At 68.3% G+C, this 25694-nt stretch carries 25 protein-coding genes; 11 read left to right on the top strand and 14 right to left on the bottom strand.

The genetic code is table 11. The annotated features are described in order from the left end of the window. Window positions 1-15: 15 nt before the first annotated feature. A complete protein-coding gene (locus BEP68_RS00430; protein WP_042537993.1) occupies window positions 16-204 on the bottom strand; it encodes a DUF3073 domain-containing protein in 189 nt (62 codons plus the stop codon). Between the two features lie 149 nt (window positions 205-353). Here BEP68_RS00430 and BEP68_RS00425 point away from each other — a divergent pair, with 149 nt between their 5' ends. Further along, entirely contained in the window at window positions 354-896 is a 543-nt protein-coding gene (locus BEP68_RS00425) for a universal stress protein (protein ID WP_053098618.1), read from the top strand. A gap of 106 nt (window positions 897-1002) precedes the next feature. Here the strand turns inward: BEP68_RS00425 and BEP68_RS00420 are convergent, their stop codons facing one another. The 8 genes from BEP68_RS00420 to BEP68_RS00385 form a co-directional block, all read right to left on the bottom strand. Beyond that, the gene (locus BEP68_RS00420) at window positions 1003-1629 is read right to left on the bottom strand and encodes a PadR family transcriptional regulator (protein ID WP_187248918.1); all 627 of its coding nucleotides are present in this window, start codon (window positions 1627-1629) and stop codon (window positions 1003-1005) included. Next, window positions 1626-2465: a DUF4097 family beta strand repeat-containing protein gene (locus BEP68_RS00415; RefSeq protein WP_053098620.1), complete on the bottom strand. Its 840-nt coding sequence runs from the start codon at window positions 2463-2465 to the stop codon at window positions 1626-1628. Before BEP68_RS00415 ends, BEP68_RS00420 begins: the two co-directional genes overlap by 4 nt. Window positions 2466-2737: 272 nt before the next feature. Next, on the bottom strand, window positions 2738-5203 hold the full coding sequence (locus tag BEP68_RS00410) for a glycogen/starch/alpha-glucan phosphorylase (RefSeq protein WP_187249291.1): 2466 nt from the start codon (window positions 5201-5203) through the stop codon (window positions 2738-2740). 85 nt (window positions 5204-5288) lie between these two features. Further along, window positions 5289-5810 (bottom strand): hypothetical protein, encoded by a 522-nt coding sequence (locus tag BEP68_RS00405; protein WP_187248917.1) that lies wholly within the window; start codon window positions 5808-5810, stop codon window positions 5289-5291. Window position 5811: 1 nt separating this feature from the next. After that, the gene (locus tag BEP68_RS00400; protein ID WP_053098623.1) at window positions 5812-6126 is read right to left on the bottom strand and encodes a hypothetical protein; all 315 of its coding nucleotides are present in this window, start codon (window positions 6124-6126) and stop codon (window positions 5812-5814) included. After that, window positions 6110-7531, bottom strand: coding sequence for a hypothetical protein (locus tag BEP68_RS00395; RefSeq protein ID WP_187248916.1), 1422 nt, complete (start codon window positions 7529-7531; stop codon window positions 6110-6112). Before BEP68_RS00395 ends, BEP68_RS00400 begins: the two co-directional genes overlap by 17 nt. Then, a complete protein-coding gene (locus BEP68_RS00390) occupies window positions 7528-8283 on the bottom strand; it encodes an ABC transporter ATP-binding protein (protein WP_187248915.1) in 756 nt (251 codons plus the stop codon). Before BEP68_RS00390 ends, BEP68_RS00395 begins: the two co-directional genes overlap by 4 nt. 29 nt (window positions 8284-8312) lie before the next feature. Next, window positions 8313-8537, bottom strand: coding sequence for a hypothetical protein (locus BEP68_RS00385; RefSeq protein WP_053098626.1), 225 nt, complete (start codon window positions 8535-8537; stop codon window positions 8313-8315). 181 nt (window positions 8538-8718) lie between these two features. Here BEP68_RS00385 and BEP68_RS00380 point away from each other — a divergent pair, with 181 nt between their 5' ends. From BEP68_RS00380 to BEP68_RS00370, 3 genes are all read left to right on the top strand, one after another. Further along, window positions 8719-9507: a MerR family transcriptional regulator gene (locus BEP68_RS00380; protein ID WP_187248914.1), complete on the top strand. Its 789-nt coding sequence runs from the start codon at window positions 8719-8721 to the stop codon at window positions 9505-9507. 162 nt (window positions 9508-9669) lie between these two features. Further along, window positions 9670-10044 (top strand): hypothetical protein, encoded by a 375-nt coding sequence (locus tag BEP68_RS00375; protein ID WP_056276548.1) that lies wholly within the window; start codon window positions 9670-9672, stop codon window positions 10042-10044. Between the two features lie 4 nt (window positions 10045-10048). After that, on the top strand, window positions 10049-10873 hold the full coding sequence (locus BEP68_RS00370; RefSeq protein ID WP_053098629.1) for a nitroreductase family protein: 825 nt from the start codon (window positions 10049-10051) through the stop codon (window positions 10871-10873). A gap of 3 nt (window positions 10874-10876) precedes the next feature. On the opposite strand, the gene BEP68_RS00365 is transcribed toward BEP68_RS00370, so the two are convergent. Then, window positions 10877-12406: an FAD-dependent oxidoreductase gene (locus BEP68_RS00365; RefSeq protein WP_187248913.1), complete on the bottom strand. Its 1530-nt coding sequence runs from the start codon at window positions 12404-12406 to the stop codon at window positions 10877-10879. Between the two features lie 86 nt (window positions 12407-12492). On the opposite strand from BEP68_RS00365, the gene BEP68_RS00360 reads away from it, so the two are divergent. The 4 genes from BEP68_RS00360 to BEP68_RS00345 all read left to right on the top strand — a co-directional run bounded on the left by BEP68_RS00360 (window position 12493) and on the right by BEP68_RS00345 (window position 17180). Next, window positions 12493-12882 carry a fluoride efflux transporter FluC gene (locus BEP68_RS00360; RefSeq protein WP_187248912.1) on the top strand — a complete coding sequence of 130 codons (390 nt, stop codon included), beginning with the start codon at window positions 12493-12495 and terminating at the stop codon, window positions 12880-12882. Further along, entirely contained in the window at window positions 12879-13238 is a 360-nt protein-coding gene (locus tag BEP68_RS00355; RefSeq protein WP_187248911.1) for a fluoride efflux transporter FluC, read from the top strand. Before BEP68_RS00360 ends, BEP68_RS00355 begins: the two co-directional genes overlap by 4 nt. A 99-nt stretch (window positions 13239-13337) precedes the next feature. Further along, complete coding sequence (locus tag BEP68_RS00350; protein ID WP_187248910.1) at window positions 13338-13928, top strand: TetR/AcrR family transcriptional regulator; 591 nt, start codon at window positions 13338-13340, stop codon at window positions 13926-13928. A gap of 21 nt (window positions 13929-13949) precedes the next feature. Next, complete coding sequence (locus BEP68_RS00345; protein ID WP_187248909.1) at window positions 13950-17180, top strand: efflux RND transporter permease subunit; 3231 nt, start codon at window positions 13950-13952, stop codon at window positions 17178-17180. Window positions 17181-17292: 112 nt separating this feature from the next. Here the strand turns inward: BEP68_RS00345 and BEP68_RS00340 are convergent, their stop codons facing one another. Next, window positions 17293-18189, bottom strand: a complete 897-nt coding sequence (locus tag BEP68_RS00340) for an aldose 1-epimerase family protein (RefSeq protein ID WP_187248908.1) — start codon at window positions 18187-18189, stop codon at window positions 17293-17295. Between the two features lie 292 nt (window positions 18190-18481). Between BEP68_RS00340 and BEP68_RS00335 the strand changes: the two genes are divergently transcribed. Continuing rightward, a complete protein-coding gene (locus tag BEP68_RS00335) occupies window positions 18482-20779 on the top strand; it encodes a DEAD/DEAH box helicase (protein WP_187248907.1) in 2298 nt (765 codons plus the stop codon). 189 nt (window positions 20780-20968) lie between these two features. On the opposite strand, the gene BEP68_RS00330 is transcribed toward BEP68_RS00335, so the two are convergent. Then, window positions 20969-21508, bottom strand: coding sequence for a YaeQ family protein (locus BEP68_RS00330; RefSeq protein ID WP_053098637.1), 540 nt, complete (start codon window positions 21506-21508; stop codon window positions 20969-20971). A gap of 64 nt (window positions 21509-21572) precedes the next feature. Next, window positions 21573-22634, bottom strand: a complete 1062-nt coding sequence (locus BEP68_RS00325) for an Rv2578c family radical SAM protein (protein WP_187248906.1) — start codon at window positions 22632-22634, stop codon at window positions 21573-21575. An 83-nt stretch (window positions 22635-22717) separates the two neighbouring features. On the opposite strand from BEP68_RS00325, the gene BEP68_RS00320 reads away from it, so the two are divergent. Both BEP68_RS00320 and BEP68_RS00315 read left to right on the top strand, forming a co-directional pair. Then, window positions 22718-23650, top strand: a complete 933-nt coding sequence (locus tag BEP68_RS00320; protein WP_053098638.1) for a M15 family metallopeptidase — start codon at window positions 22718-22720, stop codon at window positions 23648-23650. 163 nt (window positions 23651-23813) lie between these two features. Continuing rightward, a complete protein-coding gene (locus BEP68_RS00315; RefSeq protein WP_053098639.1) occupies window positions 23814-24977 on the top strand; it encodes an acyl-CoA dehydrogenase family protein in 1164 nt (387 codons plus the stop codon). A 118-nt stretch (window positions 24978-25095) separates the two neighbouring features. Here the strand turns inward: BEP68_RS00315 and BEP68_RS00310 are convergent, their stop codons facing one another. Continuing rightward, on the bottom strand, window positions 25096-25671 hold the full coding sequence (locus BEP68_RS00310) for an ECF transporter S component (protein ID WP_056277690.1): 576 nt from the start codon (window positions 25669-25671) through the stop codon (window positions 25096-25098). Window positions 25672-25694 lie beyond the last annotated feature (23 nt).

The following is a 25694-nucleotide window of genomic DNA, read 5'->3' as shown; positions in this document are numbered from 1 at the left end:
CGAGCGAAGAGGCGGTCAGGCCTTTTCGAGTTCGTCCTCGTCTTCGTCTGCATACTCGTCGGCCCACTTGTCGACGTATGCGTCTTCAGCGTCACTCGGGTGCGCGAGTTCGCGCTCGAGCGCCGAGTAGTTCACCGACGGACTGAACGACTTCAGTTCGCGGGCGATCTTGGTGTGTTTCGCCTTTTGACGGCCACGGCCCATGCCTGAGACCCCCTCACGAGTTAAGCTGCGGGCAACGACTGGCCCGAGTCATTCACGACACCGGCTGAGGGCCGGTAAGAGTAGCATTCAGAATAGCACGCGGCCAGACCGCACTGGCCCGTTGGCAGCTGGTGAAGGGAGCGATCCTCATGACCGACAACACCTCGACGCCCTCCGACGAGGCCGCGCAGAACGCGACACTGCAGAAGGCCGTGATCGTCGGGATGCAGCCGGGTCAGCCGAAACGGGTGATCGAAGAGGCGGCGCGATTCGCACGGCTCCTCCGCGTGCCGCTGGTGGTCGCACACGTCGACGTCACGCGCTTCGTCACCTATGAGGACCCCGACGGCTACGTGCACTCGGCGCCCATCGACATCAACTTCGATGCCGGCACGGCCGAGTTCGAGGCCGTGCAGGCGGAGGCGGCTGCGGCCCTCGACGGAACGGGCCTGACATGGACGGCCCGGCAGCTCGTGGGCGATCCGGCGCTCGCCATCAAACAGCTGGCGAACAAGCTCGACGCCCAGCTGATCGTGGTCGGCACACGCAAGCGCGGCATCGGAGAGTCGATCCGCGAGTTCTTCACGGGGTCCGTCGCTGCCCGCCTCGCGCACCGCCAGCACCGGTCGGTGCTCGTCGTGCCGCTGCAGGAGCCCGTGCCCGACGAGCAGCCCGAGATCTGGACCGAGTAGGTCTCGGCATCCCTCGCTGAGTTCCTGGGGATGCGAACGGCCGAAGCCCCTCTCGTCGTGTGACGGGAGGGGCTTCGAACGTCTCGGCAGGCGTCGGCCGCTGAGCTCAGCGGCCGAGTGACGCCAGCGCGGTGGTGATGCCTCGCGCCGCGGCGTCCAGGCCGTCCTCCAGCTGCGAGACGACGGATGCCGGCAGCGTGCCGCCCTTCGCCACATGCGTGCGGAGGTCGGTGCGCACGCGTGCGCGGAAGGCGTTGATGACGGCATCCGCTCGGTGCAGCTCCTCACGGGTGACGATGCGCTCGTCGTCGCCTGCGGTCCGCGGACGGGACTTGGATGCGGCGCGGTCGTCCTTCTCCGCCGTGGCGAGGTCGGCCCGGAGGCTCTTCATGGCCTCCTTGACGCTCTGCCGCACCTCGTTGGCGATCAGTCGCACCGAGTCGGTCAGGCCGGCCTCGATTCCGGCGAGGTCGCCCTCGCGAGATGCCAGCTCGCCGCGTCCCGCATCCGTGATCGCGTAGATCGTGGTGCGACCGTCGACCGTCTTGGTGACCAGCCCCTCTTCCTCGAGCTTCGCGAGCCGAGGGTAGATGGTGCCGGCGCTCGGCGTGTAGGTGCCGCCCGTGCGATCGGTCAGTGCCTGGATGATCCCGTAGCCGTGCTGCGGTGCCTCGGCGAGCAGCGAGAGCAGGTAGAGCCTGAGGTCGCCGTGCGAGAAGACTGCGGGGCTCATGCTTCCCACTCCGCATCGTCGGTGATCGACTCGGGCGTGCGCCGCAGCACGGTCACGCCGCCGGAGACCGAGTTGGCGCGCAGATCGACGAAGCGTCCTGCGAGCTCGCCCGTCGAGCCGGTGTAGTTGTTGATGCCGGAGGAGCCGCGTTCGACGCCGTCGATCAGCAGTCGCCCGCTCAGCGAGCGGATGACGTAGTTCGCAGCGAGCGACTCGTCGAGGCGCACCGTGGTGCCGCCCGAGACCGAGTTGACGTTGATCGTGTTCACGTCGCCTGCGGCGTCGACCAGTGTCGAGCCCGAGACGATGTCGACGGTCGCGCGACGGATGGTGCCCGTGACTGCGACATCGCCCGAGACGCTGTTCGCGCTGATCGATCCCGTGAGTCCGCGCACCTGCACGTCGCCGGAGACCGAGTTGACGGTCAGGTCGCCGATGAGGGTGTCGACGATGAGGTCGCCCGAGACGGTGTTGAGGCGGGCGTCGTTGCGGATGCCCGAGACGAGCGCTCCGGCGCTCACGACGCCGAGGTTGAGGGCGATCGAGCGGGGGACGGCGACGCTCACCTCGGCCTTGGGGCCGCCCGATCCGAAGTTGCGGAACACCTCGAGGAAGTTGTCCCAGCCGAGCTGCGGGTGGTCGATCTCGACCTCGCCGTTGTTCGCCTCGATGCGGAGGTCCTTGGTCGTGACGCCGTGCACCTCGATGCGGATGCCGGGTTCGTCGTGTGCGATGACATCGACCTGACCGCCGACCAGGCCGATCTTCAGTCGGGTGACGTTCTCGATGTCGATGACGCGTTCTTCGCCGGGGGCGATGAGCCACTTCTCGGTCATGTCTGCTTCTCCTGGTTTGAGGGATCACGATATATCGTGTCTGCACAGAGTAACACGATATATCTCGACTCTGTCAAGGGGGTGGTCCGAGCATCCCGTCTGCAGGATCGCGGCACGTCTGCAGGAGAATCCGTGTGGGATGTTCCTGCAGACGTGCTTCGGTCCTGCACACGGTCTGGACGATTCGGTCCTGCACACGGTCTGGACGATTCGGTCCTGCAAACGGTCTGGATGACCGGGCCTGAACACAGGAGACAGCCCAGGAGGACGCCTCAGACGAGAGGCGGGGTGTGCCAGATCCGGTCGATGTAATCGCGGATCGAACGGTCGGACGAGAAGAAGCCGGTGCGGGCGACGTTGAGGATCGCTGAGCGGGTCCACGCGTCCTGGTCGGCGTACGCGGCATCCACTCTGCTCTGTGCCTCGATGTACGACGCATAGTCGGCGAGCACCATGAAGCGGTCTTCGTAGAGGAGATTCGAGACGACCGGCTCGAACACCGAGCGGTCGCCGCGGGAGAAGGCCCCGGATGCGATCAGGTCGATCGCCCGGCGGAGTCCCTCGTCGTGCTGGTAGAACTCCTGCGGCCGGTAACCGCGGATGCTGAGCGCCTCGACCTCGGGCTCGCTCATGCCGAACAGATAGAAATGGTCGTCTCCGACGAGCTCGCGGATCTCGACGTTCGCCCCGTCGTCCGTCCCGATCGTGAGCGCGCCGTTCAGCGCGAACTTCATGTTGCCGGTGCCCGACGCCTCCTTGCCTGCGAGCGAGATCTGCTCCGACAGGTCGGCGGCGGGGATGACCCGCTCGGCCAGCGTCACGTTGTAGTTCGGAGGGAAGACGACCGTGAGGCGGCCTTCCAGCCGAGGGTCGGTGTTCACGACCTCGCCGACCGCGTTGATGAGGTGGATGATGCGCTTCGCCATCGCGTAGCCGGGAGCCGCCTTCGCCCCGAAGATCGCGGTGCGCGGCACGACATCCGACACTGCGAGGCGTCCGGAGATCACCCCCTCGTAGGTGGTGACGATGTGCAGCACCTTGAGCAGCTGACGCTTGTACTCGTGCAGGCGCTTGACCATCACATCCAGCATGTGGCCGTCGCTGATCTCGACACCGTCGCGTTCGCGCAGCACGTCGCTCAGGCGGCGCTTGTTGGCGGCCTTCACCGAGGCGAACGCGGCGCGGAACTCGGCATCATCGGCGAAGGGCTCGAGTTCGTGCAGGCGCTCCAGATCGGTGGTCCAGCCCTCGCCGATCGCCGCGGTGATGAGCGACGAGAGCTCGGGATTGGCGAGGCGGAGGAAGCGCCGCGGCGTCACGCCGTTGGTCACGTTCGTGAACTTGTCGGGGAAGAACGCATCGAAGTCGCTCAGCACCTTGTCGCGCAGCAGCTGCGAGTGCAGTTCGGCGACGCCGTTGACCTTGGCGCCCGCGACGGTCGCCAGGTATGCCATGCGCACCGAGCGGACCGGGTGCTCCGCGATGATCGACATGTTGCGCACGAGCATCTCGTCATCGCCGAACCGCTCGCGCACCGCGACGAGGAACTCGTCGTTGATGCGATAGATGATCTCGAGGTGGCGGGGCAGCAGGCGTCCGAGCAGCTCGACCGGCCACACCTCGAGCGCCTCCGGAAGCAGTGTGTGGCACGTGTAGGCGAAGCACTGCTGCGTGATGGCCCACGCGGCATCCCACTCGAGATGCCTCTCGTCGACGAGCACCCGCATGAACTCGGGCACAGCGATCACCGGGTGCGTGTCGTTGAGCTGGAAGATCACGCGGTCGGGGAGGTTCGCGAGCTCGAAGCCGTCGGCGAGCATGTTGTCGAGGAAGTCGTGGATCGACGCGGCGACGAAGAAGTACTGCTGCTGCAGACGCAGTTCCTTGCCCTGCGGCGTGGAGTCCTCGGGGTAGAGCACCTTCGAGATGGTCTCGGCGTAGGTCTGCGCGCGCACCGCCTCTTCGTAGTCGCCGGAGTTGAAGATGCGCAGGTCGAACGCGCTGGTGGCGACGGCGCTCCACAGGCGCAGGGTGTTGACCCGCCCGTTGCGGAACCCAGGGACCATGTAGTTGTACGGCACCGCCTGCACGTTCCACGCCGGCACCCAGCGGCTGCGCGTGATGCCGTCGTCGTCGTACTTCTCGGTGTGGCCGCCGAACGCGATGGTCTGTGCGTCTTCGGGACGGGCGAACTCCCACGGCGAACCGAGCGTGAGCCAGGAGTCGGGCTGTTCGACCTGCTGGCCGTCGACGAACGTCTGTCGGAAGATCCCGTACTCGTAGCGGATGCCGTATCCGATGCTGGGCACGCCCATCGTGGCGAGCGAGTCGACGAAGCAGGCCGCGAGGCGCCCGAGCCCGCCGTTGCCGAGACCGGGCTCGACCTCGTGCGCGCGCAGGTCGTCGAGCGAGACGCCGCACGCGGCGAGGGCCTCGTGGGCGATGTCGGTGAGACCGGCCGCGAGCAGATTGTTGTCGAGCTGGCGACCGAGCAGGTACTCCGCCGAGAGATAGCAGACGCCCTTCGCCTGCGTCTCCTTCTGGTGACGCAGATCCTCGAGCCAGCGAGCCATCAGGTAGTCGCGCACCGTGTGCGCGAGGGCGAGATAGCGGTCGTTCGCGCTCGATGCCGACAGCGCGACGCCGCGCTCGAGATTGAGGTTGTGCAGAAATCGCTTCACGAACTCGTCGACGGTGCTCGGGGGAGCGATCACCGGAGCGAGCGCGAGCGGATGCATGGCGGAGTGTGATTCGGGCACGTGTCGACCGTAGCGATGGTGGGGCCACAACGTGTGACGAGCGGATGAAGAATATCGGTTGGCGTCACTCGACCGCCCGCGAGGTGGCGGTGCGGCGAGCCCGACTGACGGACCACAGGATCCGGCCGTCGTTGAAGACCGGAATGAGGAACACGGCATGCGCCAGGTACCACCCGTGCAGCTGGATTCCCGGCGCGAGCAGCCACAGGGCGGCTCCGACGACGACGCACGCGCCAGGACCCGCGAGGGCGGCGAGCACGGCGTCCCGGTCGCCGACTCGGCCGTGCGGACTGATCGACGTCCTCCACAGCGAGCGCTCGAGCGTGATCGCCGTGACGCCGGTCGCCCGGGACAGCACGGCGAGGTGCCCGAGTTCGTGCAGCGCGAACGACCCGCCGAGGCCGGCGGCGTAGTGGACCGCGATCATCAGTGCGGCCCCGACGATCGCGGACTGCCCGGTGATCGCGCCCACAGCGACGGTCGCGGTGAGCAGAACCGCGAACACGGTGTTCATCGGCCAGGCGGCGAGCAGCAGCCATCGGCAGACCAGAACCCCATCGATGCGCGACGCACTGACCGACCACATGTCAGTCGGCCTCGGCGAGGAGCTGCCTCTTCCGTTCGAGAAGGCCGTCGTGCACGACGAACACGGCGAGGATGAATACGGCGACCACGATCACGCCGAGGATCAGCGGAAGGGGATCGTTGATGCCGGTGCCGAGCTGGACCGCGCCCTCTGCGCTCTGCCGGACGTCGACGAAGACCGAGTCGAAGAACCCCAGGCGTCGACCCTCGGCGGATCCTCCGGTGAACATCAGCCAGATCGCGGCGGTGACGGCGGATCCTGCGATGACGACGAGCGCTCCGACGACGCTGATGGCGGCCCTAAACAACCACTTCATGACGAGAGGTCCTTTCTATCCTGTCCATCCCTGCGATGGAGAGTGCGGCGGCGATCAGGGTGAGCGCGAGCATCACTCCGACCGTGAACAGTGGGGGAAGACCCAGGAGGTTGGTGCCGAGCATGATCGTGCCCGTCACGAGGCCGGCGACGGCGGCTCCCGCGATGACCGAGAAGGGGTTGCCCTTCTCGGGCGGGAAGGCGATGCCGGCGAGGGTGAGCACGATGACGTTCGACACCGCGAAGCCGACGACGGAGAGGATCTCGTCGAGCCTCGCCCCGGTGAGAGCGGACAGGATGCTGATCGGCGGTGCGATGATCGCGAGGGTCGCCAGCTGGGGTCCGATCACGAGCACGTACCGCATGCCTGGACCGTGGCGGCGCGGACCGCACGCCCGCAGGGGCTCCGTCGAGACGTAGGCGTACACGGACTGCACGGTGACGGCCAGCAGCAGGATCGGCGGGAGTCGGATGTCGGCGAGGAAGAGCGCGTAGGAGCCTGCGAGGGAGATGCCGCAGACCGTCACCGTCTCGATTCCCCTGATGTGCGCGGCGAAGTACGCGCCGAACTCCGTGGGGCCGAACAGGCGGGGCACGATCGCGAAGCGACGGGTCGGATCGAACTGTCGCGGCGCGATCGCGAAGACGGCGCAGACCAGCAGCGCCAGCATGGCCAGCCAGATGCCCGTGGCCGCCATGATCCCGTGACTCGCGGCGATGTCGGCGAAGAGCAGCTGCACCGCGAAGTAGTCGTCGCCCTGGCCGACCGCCGCGAAGAGCACGGATTCCGACTGCGTCGACACGCCGAGGTAGAGGGCGACAAGCGTGGCCGCCAGCACCACCGGCACGATGAACGCCCGGAGCCTCGCCAGCCGCAGACGCAGCAGCAGTCGCTCCAGGCCCAGGTAGTAGACGCTCGCGACGAGATAGGCGACGGTCGAGGGCATGACCAGGCAGGTGATGACCTGATCGAGGATCCCGAATCCGCCGATCGAGATCGTGCCGGTGACCAATGCGCCGAGCATGAGCATCACGCCGAGGCCCACGACCAGCGACTCGAAGAGCATGAATCCCAGCGTTCGCGCCCGATTGGTGAGGGGGAACGAGAACGTGAGCTCGACCAGATCGCTCGCCTTCATGAAGAGCACGCGCACGACCGTGAAGACCGTCAGGACCCACAGCGGGGTGGACACGCCGACGACGCGCAGAAGCGGGGAGAGCTGCTCGGGCTCGCTGATCAGTTGGCGGAGGATCACCACCCCGAACGCGCAGAAGCCGACGAAAGCGGCGAGACCGGCGAGAGCGATCGTCCAGCGCACGGACGGCAGGCGCAGCACGCCCCGACGAGCGATGCGCCTCACGAGGAACACCGAGAGGAAGCCGGCGAGCTGCAGGGCGGGAGTCATTCCACCGCCCTCGACGGCTGCGCGATCGCGGTCTTGACGAGGGAGTCGACCGAGCCGAATTCGCGCAGGATGCGGGGGAGTGGGAGGTCGAAGGCGATCTCTCCGCGACGCAGCACGATGATGCGGTCGCACACGGCCTCGAGAAGACGGAAGTCATGGCTGCACAGCAGCAGCCCCTTCGCCCCTCCGATCCGGGATGCATCCGTCTCGAATTCGAAGAGCGCATCGACGTCGACGCCGTTGAGCGTCTCGTCGATGATCGTGAGCGGGCGCTCGAGCAGAAGCGTCGAGATGAGCTGGATCTTCTTGCGCATGCCGTGCGAGTAGTCCTCGATGAGGTCGAACTGACGCGCCTCCATCTGATAGCGGCTGAGGAGCTCGTCGGCCCTGGTCGGGTCGGCACGGTGGCGATAGAGGCGGAGCATCAGATCGAGGTACTCGCGACCGGTCAGGAACTGCGGCAGGTAGTCGTTGCTCGCGATGAAAGCCAGCTGCTCGCGCGATGCGCGGTCCTGATGTGGGCGCCCGGTGATGCGGATGCTCCCCTGGCCGAGCTGCAGCAGATCGGCGGTGAGGCGGATGAGCGTCGACTTGCCCGATCCGTTGGGTCCGACGAGACCCACTTTCTCGCCGCGCTCGATCGCGAACGACACATCACGGAGCGCCGGAGCGCGCTTCGAGTAGGCGAACGAGACCGATGAGACGTCGAGGAGGACGCGCGGGTCCGGTGCGAAGCCGCCGCTTCCGGACATCGGGGTCGATGTCCGGAAGCGACGAGGGGTTAGACGCATTCGATCCACACTGAGACGCCGCTCTTGCCCCACTGCCAGTTGCCGGTGAAGCGCCTGCCACCCGCCTTGAAGAAGCACCACAGCGCCAGCGCTGCCAGGAACGCGACGCCGAACACGAGAATCGCCGCGATCACCACCAGCCACCAGGCATCGAGACGCATGATCGCCTCATCCAGTGCGTCTTGTGCGCGGCGCTTCATCAGCGTCGGCTCCATTGCCGCCATTAGGGACATCTGTCCACCTCCGTTTTGTCGTTACACACGGAGGCTGTCATCGCTGCGCCACGAAAGCTAGTCATTCGAGTGCAGAATGCTGACATGCGTGGATTCACTTGGCATTGACGCAGCGTCAACTTCTACCGTGGAGTCATCATCAGTTCCAGGGAAGGAGGACGAGATGGCCGGTCGCGAATGGTCGATCCAGGACATCGCCCGTCTCGCGGGCACCACGAGCAGAACCCTGCGTCACTACGACGACGTGGGCCTGCTGCCGCCCTCACGCATCGCGCACAACGGCTACCGGCACTACGACGAGGCGGCGCTCGTGCGCCTGCAGCGCATTCTGCTGCTGCGCGAGCTCGGACTCGGTCTGCCGCAGATCGCCGAGGTGCTCGACCCGGTGAACGCACGGCAGAGCGAGGAATCCGCGCTGGAGACGCACCTCGAGCTGCTGCGCGAGGAACAGAACCGACTGGCGCGGCAGATCGCGTCGGTCGAGAACACCATCAACGCATTGAGAGGAGGTGAAGAACTCATGGCAGAGAACATGTTCGACGGTTTCGACCACACCCGTTACAAGGAGGAGGTCGAGCAGCGCTGGGGTCGGAAGACCTACGCCGACAGCGACCCCTGGTGGCGCGGGATGACCGACGCCGATCGCGCCGACTGGCAGCAGCGCGTCTCCGACCTCGGCCGGGACTGGACAGCTGCCGCCGAGAGCGGCATCGATCCGGCGTCCGCCGAGGCTCAGGACATCGCCCGCCGTCACGTCGAGTGGCTGACCGGCATCCCGGGCACTCCCGCGGCCGTGCCCGGCGGCGAGGTCAAGGCGTACGTCATCGGCCTCGGCGAGATGTACGTCGCGGACCCGCGCTTCGGCGCGAACTACGCCACGTCCGCCGGCGGAACGCAGGGCGCCGAGTTCGTCCGCGACGCGCTCCGCATCTACGCGGACGGCAACCTGTGACCCGCTGCACCGCCTTCGCCGGTCGCCGCGGGGTCGAGAGCGCATCCGAATCACCCGATTCCGATGCGTTCTCGACCCCGCACGGGAGTCACGGCATTGCACAGGTGCGGACACCGGATCAAGGCCGGGAGCGGATGCCGGAGGTGGGCGTAGGGTCAAGGCATGGGTCACCGACGCAGACGCACGGATGCCGCGCCGCTGTTCGCGGCGGCGGCCGTCGCCTACACCGCGAACGTCGCCCTCGGTTCGGCCGTCGCCGCGAGACTCATCGACACGAGCAGCTTCCGCTGGCTGCACCATGCGATCTACATCGCGACGTGCGCCACTTCGGCCGCCGCGTTCTCGGCGATCCTCTGGGGCCGGCCGAAGCACGCGAGCCGTCGCGCGGCCCTGGCCCTCGCGCCCGCCGCCGCGCCGCTCGCCGCCATCCCGTATCTCGGCACGCACAGCCGACGGCATCCGCTCGTCGCGCTCGCCGCAGCCCCTTTCATCGTCGCGGGCCTCGTCTGCTCGCGCCTCGCCACCGACCGGAAGTGAACGCATGGAACTGCTCGACGCCATCCGCCGCCGCAAGACCACGAACGGGCCCTTCCTGCCCGACCCGGTATCGGAGGAGCATCAGCGCATCCTGCTGGAGGCGGCAGGTCGGGCGCCGTCGCAGCTGAACAGCCAGCCGTGGCGGTTCGTGGTCGTCGAGAACCGCGACACGATCGACAAGATCGCCCGCATCTCGGGCGACAGCATGACCGAGGCGATGTCGAACGGCACGTTCTTCGAACGCTACAAGCCGTACTTCCGTTTCAGCCAGGCCGAGATGGAGGAGAAGCGCAGCGGGATGCTGTTCGACAAGCTCCCCGCGGCCCTCCGCCCGTTCACGAGTCAGGTGTTCACCAAGCGCGGCCAGAAGCTGATGAACACGTTCGGGGTGCCGAAGACCCTCGGGGAGGAGAATCACAAGCTCGTCGCGGGATCGCCGCTGCTGCTCGGCGTGATGCTCGATCGCAGCGAGTACCGACCGGGCCAGCTGTCGTCGTTCTACTCGGTGTTCAGCATGGGCGCGGCGATGGAGAACGTCTGGCTCACCACGGTCGAGCTCGGCATGGGCATCCAGTTCATCTCGTTCCCGATGGAGGTCCCTGGGCAGTGGGACGAGATCGTGAAGCTGCTGCGCGTGCCGGACGACCTCGAGCTCATGGCGGTGTACCGCCTCGGCTATCTGCCGCCCGAGCAGCGCCGCCCGGCCATCGACTGGTCGAGCCATCAGCGCAAGCTCGCCTCGCAGTACGTGTTCCGCGAGAACTGCGACCAGCCGCAGCAGGGATGGGACGCGCCGCCGCCGGGCGCCGGAGCGCCGACGGCGGGCTGAGCCTCAGCCGCCGATCTTGCGGGGCAGGGGCTTGAGGTCCTGCAGCGCCGGCCCCTCGATGCGCGTGCCGTCCGCCGTGAAGCGCGAGGCGTGCAGCGGGCAGTCCCACGTGCACTCGGCGTCGTTCCAGTCGAGCACGCCTCCGAGGTGCGGGCACACGGCCGAGACGGCCCGAGTGACGCCGTCGACCGTCGAGATGCCCACGGGTCGGCCGCTGCGGTTCGCGACCACGCCCTCGCCCTCTGCCGGCTTCGGGACCGGCACGGGGCGACGCTCGGCGTCGACCCACCCGGTCGTCGCGGCGGCGGCGACCTTGGCGCCCTCGATGGCCCCGCGGGCCAGATCGGCCGGCACGGTGAGCCTCGTGCCGATCTTGACCATCCACGACGGTCGGTCGTGCCAGTTCGCACCGAGGATCTCCGCGGTGAGACGCAGGGCGGCGGCGGGGGCGTTCGACAGGCCCCACTTGGCGTACCCGGTCGCGAAGCGGATGCGGCCGAGACCCCGGGGCATGGCGCCGACGAACGGGATCTGGTTGTTCGACTGATAGTCCTGGGCGGACCAGCGGTGGGTCTCCTCGGCATCCGGGAAGTACCGCCTCGTCCACTCGACCAGATCGTCGATCGCGGCGGTCTCGCCGTCCGAGCGGCCGACGGAATGGCCGTTTCCGCCGACCACCAGTCGCGCAGGACCGCCGGGGCCGTCCGCATCCGACACCGGGCGGATCGAGCGCGTGGGGCTGTCGACCGAGATGAACGTGCTGTCCGGCACGCCGCCGGGGAGGCGGAACGAGACGCAGTACGAGCGGAAGGCGCGCATCTTCGCGAAGTAGAGTCCCCGGTCGAGGATCGGGTACCCGGTCGCGATCACGATGTGATCGGCGAACATCGGGCCGAGCGGCGTCTCGACTCGCGGGTCGGGCAGCGCATGCGTCGCCGTGACCCGGACGCCGGTGTGCAGGGTTCCTCCGGCGGAGAGAAGCTCGTCCGCGAGCGCGTGGGTGACGAGTGCCGGATCGATGGTCACCTGGTCGTCGAGCGCCACGGCTCCCGCCGCAGGGAAGGCCGCACCGGCCAGCTCTCCTCGCGTGAGCATCCTGGTCTCGAGGCCCGCCTCCCGCGCCGCCTCGTGCACTTCGCGCACCGAGTCGATGCCGCCGGCGTCCTGCGCGTACGAGTGGTCGATCCGTCGCTCGTAGCTGACTCCCGCATGATCGGCGAAGCCGACCAGCCAGTCCATGCCCTCGCGATTTCCCTCGACGTAGGCCTGCACGAGCGCCGCGGAGTGGTGCTTGCGGATCTCGGCGAGACGCTTCCCCTGCAGCAGGGTGAGCTTGCCGGTGTTGCCGCCGGTCGCGAGCTCGGCGACGGATCCCGCCTCGATCACGGCGACGTCGAGACCGGCGCGCGTGAGCATGACCGCCGTGCTGAGGCCGGTGAGGCCCGCACCCACGATGATCACGTCGTGTCGTGCGCCGGGGTCGAACGGTGTGCCGATGGGCGGGGTCCGGTCGAGCTTCCACAGTGGCTTCATGGCCTCAGTCTTCGCCTGCCGACCGGCTTCGCCCAACGGGTTGACATTCGAGGGATGCGTTGCAATGGCGCGGATAGAGTTGCCGCGTGACCTTTCGCCGCCTGCTCCTCGTCTTCGTCGGCGGGAGCATCGGCACCGCCGCTCGGCTCGCGATCGGTCTGCTGATGCCGGATGTCGGGGGCGTGCCTCTCGCGACCATCGTCGTGAACGTGCTCGGATCGCTCCTGATCGGCGTTCTCGCCGCGCGCCTGCCCGGCGCCAGGGAGCTCAGACTGCTGCTCGGCACGGGCGTGCTCGGCGGCTTCACGACCTACAGCGCGTTCATGACCGGAACGGTCGCGCTCTGGGGCGACGCCCCGGTGCTCGCATTCGCGTATGCGGCCGCCAGTCTGGTCCTGGGACTCGCCGCCGCCGCGGCGGGCCTGCGACTCGGACGCCCGCGTCGACCGACGCTCCCTGCGGGAGGGAGGGCATGACTCCGCTGCTGTTCGTCGCGGCCGCGCTCGGCGGAGGGGTGGGAGCCCTCCTCCGGTACGTCATCGACCTCGGTGTGTCGAAGGTCGTCGGACGCCGCCTCCCTTGGGGCATCCTCGTCGTCAATCTCACCGGATCGTTCGCGTTGGGCCTGCTGACCACGGCACTGCCGTCCGAGTCGTTCGTGGTCGGGGCCGGTCTTCTCGGCGGATACACGACGTTCAGCACCGCCATGCTCGACACCGTCGTGCTGTGGCGAGACGGTCAGCGCAGAGCATCCGCGGTCAACGCCATCGGGATGCTGCTGCTCGGGCTGATCGCCGCTGGTCTCGGGCTGGCGCTCGGGTCGACGCTCTGACCGTCGACGCCGGGATCCGGGCGAACCCACAGCTTCGCGATGCAGAATGTACAAACGTACATGTACGCCCGTACAGGGGTGATCGCGCTGGGGGTCAGGATGAGCGATGGCACGCGCCGCCGCCGCGATCCTGAAGCGCGCCGTCGCGAGATCATCACCGCGGCAGCCGAGCTGATCGTCGAGATCGGCGTCGACGCACTCACCCACCGCAAGGTCGCAGCCCGGGCGGGAGTGCCGCTGGGATCGACGACGCAGTACTTCGCCACGCTCGACGATCTGCGTGAAGCGGCGATCGGAGCGCTGGCCGCCGAGATCGAGGCGCGCATCGACGCGACACGACGGGCCGTCGTGATCGAGGGAGTGACGCCAGAGGGGCTCGCGCGCCTCGTGCGCCGCGGGCTCGAGGACGCACGCGCCGTCCAGGCCGACCGCGCCGTCGTGACCGCCGCGGTGCATGACCCGCGCGTCCGGCAGTTCGCGCGACTGTGGTCCGACGAGATCGTCGGCTTCATCGCGCCCGTTCACGGGGTCGACAGAGCCAGGGCCGCAGCCGTCTTCATCGACGGCGTACTCTGGCACTCTCAGATCCACGACGAGCCGCTCGACGAAGAGCTCATCCGCGACGCCCTCGCCGGGATCCTCACTCGTCAGGCGTCCACCTCCGCACCCACCGCCGCAGCATCCGCCTGATCCGCAGAGAGAGAATCCGCCTTGTCGAACCTCGCCGTCCTGAGTCTGAAGAACCGCGCACTGATCGCGTTGATCACGATCGTCGCCGCCGTGTTCGGCGGGCTCGCTCTGACGAACCTCAAGCAGGAGCTCATCCCGTCGCTCGAGCTGCCCAACCTGATGGTCATGACGACCTACCCCGGCGCCTCGCCCGAGGTCGTCGAGAACGACGTCTCGACCCCCATCGAGTCGGCGATCCAGGGTGTCCCCGGCCTCGAGGGCACGACCGCCACGAGCACGACGAACGCTTCGATCGTGCAGGCCACCTTCGCCTACGGCACCAACCTCGCGACCGCCGAGCAGAAGATCCAGCAGGCGATCAACCGCATCTCGGGGCAGCTGCCGGAAGACGTGAGTCCGCAGGTGCTGACGGTGTCGATCGATGACTTCCCGGTGATCCAGGTCGCCGTGACCGGCTTCGAGGACGCCGAGAACGCGCAGGCCGAGCTGCAGAGCGTCGCGATCCCCGAACTCGAAGACGTCGACGGTGTCAACGCCGCGGAGATCATCGGCGGCGTCGGCCAGCGCATCACGATCACACCCGACGTCGCGAAGCTGGCGGCGATCGGTCAGAGCACGCAGGCCATCACCACGGCGCTGCAGCAGAACGGCACGCTGTTCCCCGGCGGCGACATCACCGAGAACGGCCAGACGCTCACCGTCCAGACCGGCGCGAAGATCACCTCGGTCGATGAACTCGCGGCGCTGCCGCTCGTCGGCACCACCGAGAGCATCGGCGACGTCGCCACGGTGGTGCAGGAGAGCGACCCCATCTCGTCGATCTCGCGCGTCGACGGCAAGGACGCCCTCTCGATCTCGATCACCAAGCTGCCGGCCGCGAACACCGTCGAGGTGTCGCAGGGTGTCATCGCCGCGCTCGACACGATCGGCGAGGCCTTCCCCGACGCCGAGTTCACGATCATCTTCGACCAGGCTCCGTTCATCCAGCAGTCCATCGAGACGCTCGCCACCGAAGGCCTGCTCGGACTCGTCTTCGCCGTGATCGTCATCCTCGTGTTCCTGCTGTCGATCCGCTCGACGCTCGTCACGGCGATCTCGATCCCCACCAGCGTGCTCATCACCTTCATCGGGCTGCAGGCGTTCGGCTACTCGCTGAACATCCTCACCCTCGGCGCGCTCACGATCGCGATCGGCCGTGTGGTCGACGACTCGATCGTCGTGATCGAGAACATCAAACGGCACTATGTGGGGGATGCCGACAAGGGAGACGCCATCCGTCTGGCGGTGCGCGAGGTGGCGATGGCGGTCACATCCTCGACCATCACGACGGTCGCCGTCTTCCTGCCCATCGTGTTCGTCGGCGACATGGTCGGCGAGCTGTTCCGGCCGTTCGCCATGACCGTGTCGATCGCGATGGTCGCGTCGCTGCTGGTCTCGCTGACCATCGTGCCGGTGCTCGCGTACTGGTTCCTCCGCCCGGGCAAGCCGCTGCTCGATGAGAACGGCGTGCAGATCGACCCGGAGGACCCGGACGCTCCGCCGACGCGACTGCAGAAGGGCTACCGTCCGATCCTCGGCTGGACGCTGAAGCACTCCGGCCTGACCGTCGTGCTCGCCGTCGTGGTGCTCGGTGCGACGCTCGCCGCAGCACCGCTCATGAAGATCAACTTCCTCAGCGACTCCGGTCAGAACACCATGACGGTGACGCAGGACCTCGGCCCGACCGCGAGCCTGGAGACCAAGTCGGAGGCGGCGATCGCCGTCGAGGGCGCACTGCTCGACATCGACGGCATCACCCACGTGCAGGCCTCGATCGGTTCGAGCGGATCCGCCCTGCGTGACGCGTTCTCGGGCGGAGCCGGCGTGACCTACTCGGTGCTCACCGACGCGGATGCCGACCAGGAGAAGCTCCGAGCCGACGTGCAGGACGCGATCGAGGGGCTCACCGATGTCGGCGAGGTGTCGGTCGCCGCCTCCGCCGGACTCGGCTCGAGCGACATCGAGATCACCGTCTCGGCATCCGACTCCGAAGACCTGCAGACCGCCACCACCGCCGTGGTGGACGAGCTCGACGGTCGGGACGGCATCGGACAGGTCACCGACAACCTCGCCGCGGCTCTGCCGTACCTGGCCGTGGTCGTCGACCGCGACGCCGCCGCGCAGCGTGGACTGTCGGAGGTCGCCGTCGGATCCATCGTCTCGAACACGATGCGCCCCCAGCAGGTGGGCACGGTCGAGATCGACGACACCGCGCTGACGATCTACCTCGCCGCATCCGAGCCGCCCGCCACCGCGCAGGCGCTTCGTGAGCTCACCATCCCGAGTGCCACCGGTGTGGTGCAGCTGCAGGACATCGCGACCGTCGAGGAGCGCAACGGCCCGACCTCCATCACCACCGAGCAGGGACGCCGCACCGCCACGATCACGGTGCCCCCGGCATCCGACAACCTCGCCGTGGCGACCCAGTCGGTCACCGAGGCGCTGGCCGCGGTCGAGCTGCCTGACGGCGCGTCGGCCGAGGTGGGCGGTGTCGCCTCGCAGCAGGCCGACTCGTTCTCGCAGCTCGGGCTCGCCATGCTCGCCGCGATCCTGATCGTCTACGTCGTGATGGTCGCGACGTTCAAGTCGCTGCGTCAGCCGCTGCTGCTGCTCGTCTCTGTGCCGTTCGCGGCCACGGGCGCGATCCTGCTGCAGATCGTCACGGGTGTGCCGCTCGGCGTCGCCTCGCTGATCGGTGTGCTGATGCTCATCGGCATCGTGGTGACGAACGCGATCGTGCTCATCGACCTCGTCAACCAGTATCGCGAGAAGGGGCTGTCGACGATCGATGCGGTGAAGGCCGGTGGCGAGAAGCGTCTGCGTCCGATCCTCATGACGGCGCTGGCGACGATCTTCGCGCTCACCCCGATGGCACTCGGCATCACCGGGCACGGCGGGTTCATCTCGCAGCCGCTCGCCATCGTCGTGATCGGTGGACTCATCTCATCGACCGTTCTGACGCTGATCGTTCTGCCGACGCTCTACAACCTGGTCGAGGGTGCGAAGGAGCGTCGACGCGCCCGCAAGGCGGGGTCGGGCGACGACGGCTCTGCACCGAACGGCGACTCGGACCCCTCGGACGGCCCTCGTCCTTCGGGCGATCTGGCGCTGGCCGGCGCGGGCATGTCGGAATCGGGCTCGGCGGAATCGGGTTCGTCGCTGCCGCACGCGAATCAGCTGACGCGCCGGGAGCTGCGCGAGCGCGGCGAGTAGTCGCCCTCGCCGTCCCGTCCTCCGCACGACAGAGTCTGACGCCCGCCCGGAACTTCATTCCGGGCGGGCGTCAGCCGTTTCCGGCTGAGTTGTGGAGCGGGCGCCGCCGAGCTCAGTCGAGCGTGATGCCCCAGTCGAGGGTCCAGGTCTCACCGGGGGCGAGGCGGCGCAGGCCGACACCGCTGTTCAGCGCATCGGCGGGCGCGGTCATGGGCTCGATCGCCACCGCGAGGGACTGGCCCGGGTACTTGTCGGTCGTGTAGACCTGCACGAAGTCGAACCCGGCGCCCTGCCAGAGGGTGAGTCGCCGACCGTCGGGGGCGGTCAGCGAGTGCCGGACCAGCCCGTCGGCATCACGGTCGAGGTCGGTGAATCCGGTGTCGAGGCTCACATCGCCGATGCGCACTCCGTCGCGCAGCGCGGCATCCGCCGGGTGCGTGCCCGTGGGGAGCATGCGCTCGTCGGTGTCGAACGCGGTCTGCGCCGGCACCCGCAGCACGAGCTCGTGCGGGTCGACGTCGCCGATCGTCACGAACGGATGCGTGCCGAGTGCCACCGGTGCCGCAGTGGCGGAACGGTTGGTCAGCGCGTGCGTGACGTCGATCCCGTCGGCACGCAGCACGTAGGTGACACTGGTCTCGACGAGATAGGGGTAGCCCGTCTGCGGCACGATCGTGGCGCTCAGCGTCGTCGCCGACGCCGTCTCCTCGATCGCGTAGGCCGTGAATCGCAGCAGCCCGTGGCTGGCGTTCATGAACTTCGGCTCGGTGATCGCGAGCTGCCGCTCGGTGCCCTCGTCGTTCCAGACTCCATCCCTGACGCGATTCGGCCAGGGCGTGAGCACGACGCCCGAGCAGGACGGGGTCGGCGAGTCGAGCGGATACGGGGCGATCAGATCGACGGATCCGATGCGGAGCGAGCGGAGGGATGCGCCGACCTGCGCGATCTGAGCGCTGACGTCGCCGAGCTGGAGGTGCACCTGTGTGCCGGTGGGGGATGCGGAGTTCACTCCGCAATCGTATGGCGAGCAGCATCCGCGATGGGGCTGGGCGGTTTTTCAGGTGCGACCGCTACACTTGATGGGTCGGCTTCGGACACCCGCGCATGGCGCGGACGTTTTTGTGTAAGAAGTGTGAGTCCAGGGGCCGATGGTGAGCGTCGCTCGACGCTAATCAACCATCACATGAATGGCCCCGGCCGCTGACAGTCCGGAACCCCGTCCGATCGCATCCGATCCGGCGCTGGGTGCTCGCGCGTGTGCGCGGCGCTGTTCTCGTGCGAGAACTCAGAAGGACACACCCATGCCCAAGAACAAGAAGCCCCGCGGCGGACGCCCCTCCGCCAACTTCGAGCCGCGCTACGGCGCGAACAAGACCTCGTTCCACGACCGCCACGCCGGTGGGCGCGACAGCGCTCGCGACACCCGCGATTCCCGCGACGTGCGGGGCGGACGAGCGGATGCCGGCGAGCGGCGCACCCCGGCGGCCGGCTTCGACCGTCGTCCCGGCAGCCGCAGCGCCAGCCACCGCGGCTACCGTCCCGCAGAAGAGGGCGCACCCAAGCAGCGCTGGTCCTCGCAGGAGCGCGCGGGTCGCGATGAGGCCCGTGGCATCCGCAACCGTGCGGAGTCGGGTCGCCGCGAGGCACCGCACCGCGGCGGTTCCGAGCGTCCGCGCTTCGACGATCGTGCCGAGCGCCCCCGCTACAACGACCGTTCCTCCACGGGCTTCGACCGTCCGCGTCGCGATGACCGCGGCGGCCAGCGTCCGACCGGTCCCGGTACGTACCGCGATGAGCGCGGCGGCCAGCGCGACGAGCGTCCGCGCCGCGACGACCGCGGTGCGGGCACGCAGCGCCAGGGCTTCCGCGACAACGATCACCGCGATGGCGGACGTCCGGGCCGTGACCAGCGCTCCGGCGGCTTCCGCGACGACCGCGGCGCATCCGAGCGTCCGCGCTTCAACCGCGACGACCGCTCGCCGCGTTCGGGCGACCGCACCGAGCGTCCGCGCTTCGACCGCGCGGCATCCGAGCGTCCCCGCTTCGACCGTGACGACCGCCCGCGTCGTGACGACCGTGGCGCGGGCCCGCGTCGCGATGACCGCGGCGCCGAGCGTTCCTACGACGCCGACCGCGCACGCCGTGCCTTCGACCGCGACCGCACGCAGCGGTCGATCGAGGGTGGGCGTGACGAGCGTTCGCGTCCCTCGACCGGTGGCGCGTACCGCACCGATCGTCCCCGCCCGCTGACGTCGGACACCCGCGGGCGGCCGTCGCGCAATGAGCGACCCAGCCGTAACGACTGGAACGCCACATCGAGCGCGGCACCCGCCAAGAAGTTCGAGCCGACGGACGACGTCGTGCACGAGCGCCTCGAGGCCAAGTCCGTCGCGGCGGTCGAGGTCGACGGTGTGACCTTCGGCGACCTGGGTCTCGGATCCAACATCGTCGAGACCCTCGTCGGCATGGGTGCGGCGACTCCGTTCCCCATCCAGGCGGCCAGCATCCCGGCCGTGCTCGAGGGGCGCGACGTCCTCGCCCGTGGCCGCACCGGCTCAGGCAAGACCATCGCCTTCGGCGCACCGCTCGTCGAGCGCGTGCTGCAGTCGCAGGCGGGCAAGCGCCGTGAGTTCGGCCGCTCGCCGCGCGCGATCATCCTCGCTCCCACGCGCGAGCTCGCACTGCAGATCGACCGGACCATCCAGCCGATCGCCCGCAGCGTCGGCCTGTTCACCACGCAGATCTACGGTGGCGTCCCGCAGGGCCGTCAGGTGGGTGCGCTGAAGAAGGGCGTCGACATCGTCATCGGCACCCCCGGTCGTGTCGAGGACCTCATCAACCAGGGCAAGCTCGACCTCTCCGACTGCCGCATCGCGGTGCTCGACGAGGCCGACCACATGTGCGAGCTCGGATTCGTCGAGCCCGTGCAGCGCATCCTGCGTCACACGGCCGACGGCAGCCAGAAGCTCCTCTTCTCGGCCACGCTCGACCGTGAGGTCGCGGCACTCGTCGATGAGTTCCTCGTCGACCCGGCCGTCTACGAGGTCGCCGGTGAAGATCAGGACTCGAGCACCATCGAGCACCGTGTGCTCGTGATCGAGCACCGCGACAAGGCCGAGATCCTCACCTCGCTCGTCGACCGCGACGGCAAGACCCTGGTCTTCGCCCGCACCCGCGCCTACGCCGACATGCTCGCCGAGCAGTTCGACGACGCCGGCATCCCCGCGGTCTCGCTGCACGGTGACCTCAACCAGGCCAAGCGCACGCGCAACCTGGAGCGCCTGACGTCGGGTCGCGTGAACGTGCTCGTCGCCACCGACGTCGCCGCCCGCGGAATCCACGTCGACGACATCGACCTGGTCGTGCAGGCAGACGCTCCTGACGAGTACAAGACGTACCTGCACCGTTCAGGCCGCACCGGCCGCGCCGGTCGCTCGGGACGCGTCGTCACGCTCATCACGCGTCAGCGCCAGCGTCGCATGACCGAGCTGCTGGAGCGTGCGGAGATCGACGCGCCATTCGAGAACGCGCGCATCGACGACGACCTGATCGAGGAGATCGCCGGTCGCGTGCCGACCGCCGCCGACCTCACGGCCTGATCCGTCACGTTCGAAGGCCTCGCTCCCGCATTCGCGGCGGCGGGGCCTTCGTCGTTTGCTCGGCCGATCTGCGGCACAGGGATGCGCGGTGCGGTCGGGTGCGCGTCCTGCGAAGGAGATCTCTCACTCCGAAGGGCTGACGCGTCGGATCGCTCCTACGGAGCGCGTGATCTCCTTCCGAGCGGCGGCTCAGCCGAGCTGGTGCTCGTGGATGGCCGTGGTCAGTGTCGTGCCGTTGAGGTCGAGGTAGAGCACCTGCTCGGTCACGGTGAGCGTCATCGTGTTGCGGCGTGCGATGAGCGGTGCCGCGGAGTCGATGAAGCCGGGGTCGAAGCTGTAGACCCGGAGGTCCTCGGAGCGGTGGATGCGCTTGTCGGCCCACGGCGCCATGACCTTCGCGGGGTCGCGGTGCGTATAGACGACGGTGCGCTCGGCGAGGCGGCTGCCGTAGTGGAGGCGCTCTGCATCGGGGGCGCCGACCTCGATCCACGCCGTCGTCTTCCCGGTGAGGTCGCGCACCAGCACGGCGGGCTCATCGGTCTGCGAGATGCCGCCGCCGAATGCGATGCCCTCGGTGAACTCGAGTCCATAGGCGAGCACGCGGGTCAGCATGTAGGCGTCGGTCTCGGACGGATGCCGCGCCACGCGCAGCGAGTAGTCGTCGTAGACACCGCGATCCATGTCGGCCAACTGGACGTCGAACGTGTGCATCGTGGAGCCGGTAGCCATAACGCTCGAGCCTACGCGCCCCGGGGGTGGCTTCCCGACCTCCGACGCTCCACCGGACCGGCGTTCAGAACAGCATCGGCTGTGCGGGGGCGGGCGCTGGCGTGAATGCGGGCGCCGGCCTCCCGTGCGGTGCAGAAGCCCGGATGCCGCGCACGGGGTAGTCGTCCTCGTGCTGCCCATCGAGTCCGTGCAGTCTGATCAGCGGCCGTGCGCGCTTCGCGAGCCATTGGCGGTAGCCCTTCGGCGCCTCGGCGGAGACTCCGGGGTACAACCCGCGATACGACGACACGAGGTCGGGGCGGAAACCCTCGAGCCACTGCATGAACCAGGGCTTCACTCCGGCGCGCAGGTGCAGGGCGCCGTAGATCACGCGGCTCGCTCCGGCCTCCTTGATGCGCCGCAGGGCGGTGTCGATCGCCTCGACCGAGTCGGTCATGTGGGGCATGATCGGCATCAGGAAGACGGTGACGCGGAAGCCGGCATCCCGCAGTGCGCGTACCGTGTCGAGCCGTGCCTGGGTCGTCGGAGTCCCGGGTTCGATCGCCTTCTGCAGATCGTCGTCGTACATCGCGATGGACATCTGGATGTCGACGGGAACACGCTGCGCCGCCCGCACCAGCAGCGGGATGTCGCGCCTGATCAGGGTGCCTTTGGTGAGGATCGACATCGGTGTGCCCGACGTCGCGAGGGCATCGATGATCCCCGGCATCAGCTTGTACCGACCCTCGGCGCGCTGATACGGATCGGTGTTCGTGCCCAGAGCCACCGTCTCGTGCTCCCAGCTGCCGCGACGCAGCTCCTTCTGCAGCACCTCGACGACGTTGACCTTCACGACGATCTGCGAATCGAAGTCCGATCCGCCGTCGAGATCGAGATACTCATGCGTTCCCCGCGCGAAGCAGTAGACGCAGGCATGGCTGCACCCGCGGTACGGGTTGATGGTCCAGGCGAACGGCATGCGCGATGCGCCGGGCACATGGTTGAGGGCCGACTTCGACAGCACCTCATGGAACGTCATGCCTGCGAACTCCGGCGTGGTCACCGTGCGGAGCGCGCTGGAGCGATCTTCGAGGCCGGGCAGCGCAGCGGCGTCGACGTCACCGAGTTTCTGTCCTTGCCACCGCATGTCCTCCATTCGAACATAAAGACGATACTCCGTCAACCGAGCGTGTGAATTCTGTTCGAATGGACATGAGGGACAATGGAAGCATGTTCTTCCCGCCGCAGCCTCAGCATGCGGCGCCGCGGTCCCCGATCCGCGGACCTGCACTGCCCATCGGTCTCGCGGCGACGGCGATCGGCGTCCTGCTGTCGCTGGCCGGTGCGCCGGTGGCCGAGACGACCGACGAGCTGGCGATGCCGCAGCCGTCCGTCGTGCAGGAGGTGCCGGCGGTCGAGGTCGGTGCGACCACCGCTGCCGATCCGTGTTCGGAGCCGAGCGTGCTCGAGGCGATAGCCGTCGCCGACGATGCGGCGATCATCGCCGGCTTCGGGGGTGGCGAGAGCTTCCGTTCCGCTGTCGTGGCGGGCAACGCACCCTGCATCGCGCTCGACGACCCGGCTCACGTCTGGGTCGTCGTCAACAAGGCGCGTCCGCTCGCTCCGGTCTCCTTCGCGCCGTCGTCGCTCGCCGACCTTCCGCTGCAGATGACCACCCGCTCCGGTCAGGCGCGGACGGACGTCGCCGCGGCGGTCGGAGAGATGGCGGATGCGGCGGCCGCAGAGGGCGCGGGGCGCATCGGAGCGAACAACGGCTACCGATCGTATGAGCTGCAGGTCGTGACCCACGCCTCCCATGTGCGCAACAGCGGGCAGGCGGGTGCGGACGCCTCGTCGGCGCGTGCCGGTCACAGCGAGCATCAGACGGGGCTGGCGCTCGATCTCGTGGCGTGCGATTCGTCGTGCGGAGCCATCGAGTCGTTCGGCGCGACGGTGCAGGGGCAGTGGATCGCGGCGAACGCCTGGGAGTACGGCTTCATCGTGCGCTACGAGCAGGTCGGCTCCGGCATCACCGGATACAAGCCCGAGCCCTGGCACCTGCGATATCTCGGACGCGAGCTCGCGGCGGCGTATCACCACGGCGGGTATCACACGCTGGAGGAGTTCTTCGGGCTCCCCGCGGCCCCTGATTACGCCCACTGAGCGCAGTGACAGCGGCGCGTGTGCGACCGCATTGCGGCATCCGACAATCGCGGTACCGAGTCTCACGGATTGTGGGATGCATTCTCACAACGAGCTGTCGCGGTGTCGGCGACCCGGCATAGAATCGCCGGAGCAATGACGCACGAACGTTCGGGAGGACGCAATGGAACGCGACATCTACGAAGAGGATCACGAGGCCTTCCGCGACCTCGTCAAGGACTTCGTCAAGCGCCACGTGAACAACGAGGCCATCGAGCGGTGGGATGCCGCGGGTGAGATCGACCGGGCGACGATGCTGGCCGCGGGCGAGGCCGGTCTGATCGGACTGTCCGTCCCCGAGGAGTTCGGCGGTGCCGGCATGCTGCAGGACTACCGCTTCCGCACCATCGTCATGGAGGAGGTCATCGCTTCCGGAGCAGGGTCGCTCGCCGGTGCCTTCGGCATCCAGGACGACCTCGCCGTGCCCTACCTCGTGCACATGGGCACGCAGGAGCAGAAGGAGAAGTGGCTGCCCCGCATGGCCACGGGCGAGGTGCTCGGTGCGCTCGCCATGACCGACCCCGGCGCGGGCTCTGACCTGCGCGGCATCAAGACCAACGCGAAGAAGGTCGACGGGGGCTACATCCTCAACGGCGCCAAGACGTTCATCTCGTCGGGCTCGACGGCCGACGTCGTGGTGACCTTCGTCAAGACCGGTGAGGGCAACCGTCCCGACGCGTTCAGCCTGCTGCTCGTCGAGAAGGGCATGGAGGGCTTCGATCAGGGCAAGAAGCTCAGCAAGATGGGCTTCCACGGCTGGGACACGGCCGAGCTCAGCTTCACCGACGTGTTCATCCCCGACGAGAACCTCATCAGCGGCAAGGAGGGGCAGGGCTTCATCCAGCTGATGCTGAACCTGCCGCTCGAGCGTCTGTCGATCGGCGTGGCCGCGGCCGCTGCCGCCCAGGCCGCCCTCGACTGGACCGTCGCCTACACGAAGGATCGTGAGGCGTTCGGCGAGCGCATCGCCGACTTCCAGAACACCCGCTTCCGGCTCGCCGACATGGCGGCGACCACCGACGCGATGTGGGCGTACATCGACCGTGCGCTGCTCGCCTACAAGAACAGCACCCTCACCGCCGAGGACGCTGCGAAGGTCAAGTTCTGGGCGACCGAGCGCGAGTGGGAGGTGCTCGACACGGGTGTGCAGCTGCACGGCGGCTACGGCTACATCATGGAGTACCCGATCGCCCGCGCCTTCACCGACGCCCGTGTGCACCGCATCTACGGCGGCACGAACGAGATCATGCGCGACCTCGTCGGCCGCCAGATCGTCGGCAAGCGCTGACGAACCTCTCAGAGAAGGGCCTCGGATGCCGGCATCCGGGGCCCTTCTCCTGTCGATGGCACGGCTGCCCGCATGAAACGGGCCTGCAGGCGCGCAGGCGGACAGGAGCCAGCGCGGGTCAGCGGGGCAGTCGGCCACCGACGCCGGCCTTGCGCAGCCGATCGGCGATGAGGATGCCGAGTGCGGTGGCGCCGAGGCAGCTGCCGAGGGTCACGGCGAAGAAGGTGATCTGAAGGGGAAGCCCGAAGCTGCCGAGATCGAACGAGGCCCAGGCGAGGATCGGGTAGACGATGCCGACGATCAGTGCCCCGAGGTAGTGCAGCCAGGTTCCCCAGTAGCGCCAGAGGACGAACAGGAACGGCAGCTCGGTGAACGCCGCCCACCAGAGGTTGGTGGCCACGCTGCTGAAGCCGTGCCCCGAGAACGGCACGATCACGAGTCCGGCCAGCAGACCCACCAGCAGGCCGACGAGTGGGCGCCGCAGCAGGCGGAGGGCGATCACCGAGGGGAGCAGCCAGAGGCCGGCCAGCGCCACGCTCACGAAGGGCAGGCCGGGGAAGAGGATCGTCGAGATCCAGTTCGCCGGGGCGAGGAGCGCGCCACCGGCGACTCCGAGTGCCGCGCACGTCAGCAGGATCGCCGTCGGGATGCGGAATCGCGAGCGTCCGCCGCCGGTGCGGGGTCGATTCTGCACCTCGGAAGCCGATTCGCGGTGCG

The organism is Microbacterium sp. 4-7, assembly GCF_014332665.1.
GTDB lineage: Bacteria > Actinomycetota > Actinomycetes > Actinomycetales > Microbacteriaceae > Microbacterium.
The sequence above is the reverse complement of the archived record's forward strand: the minus strand, read 5'-3'. Positions and strand labels throughout refer to the sequence as shown.

Bases quoted from the DNA above. Each gene is read 5' to 3' on its own strand.
- BEP68_RS00330 (WP_053098637.1), bottom strand. From the start codon at position 21,508: ATGGCTACCGGCTCCACGATGCACACGTTCGACGTCCAGTTGGCCGAC.
- BEP68_RS00335 (WP_187248907.1), top strand. From the start codon at position 18,482: ATGCCCAAGAACAAGAAGCCCCGCGGCGGACGCCCCTCCGCCAACTTC.
- BEP68_RS00320 (WP_053098638.1), top strand. From the start codon at position 22,718: ATGTTCTTCCCGCCGCAGCCTCAGCATGCGGCGCCGCGGTCCCCGATC.
- BEP68_RS00375 (WP_056276548.1), top strand. From the start codon at position 9,670: ATGGGTCACCGACGCAGACGCACGGATGCCGCGCCGCTGTTCGCGGCG.
- BEP68_RS00385 (WP_053098626.1), bottom strand. From the start codon at position 8,537: ATGGAGCCGACGCTGATGAAGCGCCGCGCACAAGACGCACTGGATGAG.
- BEP68_RS00395 (WP_187248916.1), bottom strand. From the start codon at position 7,531: ATGACTCCCGCCCTGCAGCTCGCCGGCTTCCTCTCGGTGTTCCTCGTG.
- BEP68_RS00350 (WP_187248910.1), top strand. From the start codon at position 13,338: ATGAGCGATGGCACGCGCCGCCGCCGCGATCCTGAAGCGCGCCGTCGC.
- BEP68_RS00400 (WP_053098623.1), bottom strand. From the start codon at position 6,126: ATGAAGTGGTTGTTTAGGGCCGCCATCAGCGTCGTCGGAGCGCTCGTC.
- BEP68_RS00325 (WP_187248906.1), bottom strand. From the start codon at position 22,634: ATGCGGTGGCAAGGACAGAAACTCGGTGACGTCGACGCCGCTGCGCTG.
- BEP68_RS00405 (WP_187248917.1), bottom strand. From the start codon at position 5,810: ATGTGGTCGGTCAGTGCGTCGCGCATCGATGGGGTTCTGGTCTGCCGA.
- BEP68_RS00390 (WP_187248915.1), bottom strand. From the start codon at position 8,283: ATGTCCGGAAGCGGCGGCTTCGCACCGGACCCGCGCGTCCTCCTCGAC.
- BEP68_RS00430 (WP_042537993.1), bottom strand. From the start codon at position 204: ATGGGCCGTGGCCGTCAAAAGGCGAAACACACCAAGATCGCCCGCGAA.
- BEP68_RS00420 (WP_187248918.1), bottom strand. From the start codon at position 1,629: ATGAGCCCCGCAGTCTTCTCGCACGGCGACCTCAGGCTCTACCTGCTC.
- BEP68_RS00315 (WP_053098639.1), top strand. From the start codon at position 23,814: ATGGAACGCGACATCTACGAAGAGGATCACGAGGCCTTCCGCGACCTC.
- BEP68_RS00415 (WP_053098620.1), bottom strand. From the start codon at position 2,465: ATGACCGAGAAGTGGCTCATCGCCCCCGGCGAAGAACGCGTCATCGAC.
- BEP68_RS00425 (WP_053098618.1), top strand. From the start codon at position 354: ATGACCGACAACACCTCGACGCCCTCCGACGAGGCCGCGCAGAACGCG.
- BEP68_RS00410 (WP_187249291.1), bottom strand. From the start codon at position 5,203: ATGCATCCGCTCGCGCTCGCTCCGGTGATCGCTCCCCCGAGCACCGTC.
- BEP68_RS00365 (WP_187248913.1), bottom strand. From the start codon at position 12,406: ATGAAGCCACTGTGGAAGCTCGACCGGACCCCGCCCATCGGCACACCG.
- BEP68_RS00355 (WP_187248911.1), top strand. From the start codon at position 12,879: ATGACTCCGCTGCTGTTCGTCGCGGCCGCGCTCGGCGGAGGGGTGGGA.
- BEP68_RS00380 (WP_187248914.1), top strand. From the start codon at position 8,719: ATGGCCGGTCGCGAATGGTCGATCCAGGACATCGCCCGTCTCGCGGGC.
- BEP68_RS00370 (WP_053098629.1), top strand. From the start codon at position 10,049: ATGGAACTGCTCGACGCCATCCGCCGCCGCAAGACCACGAACGGGCCC.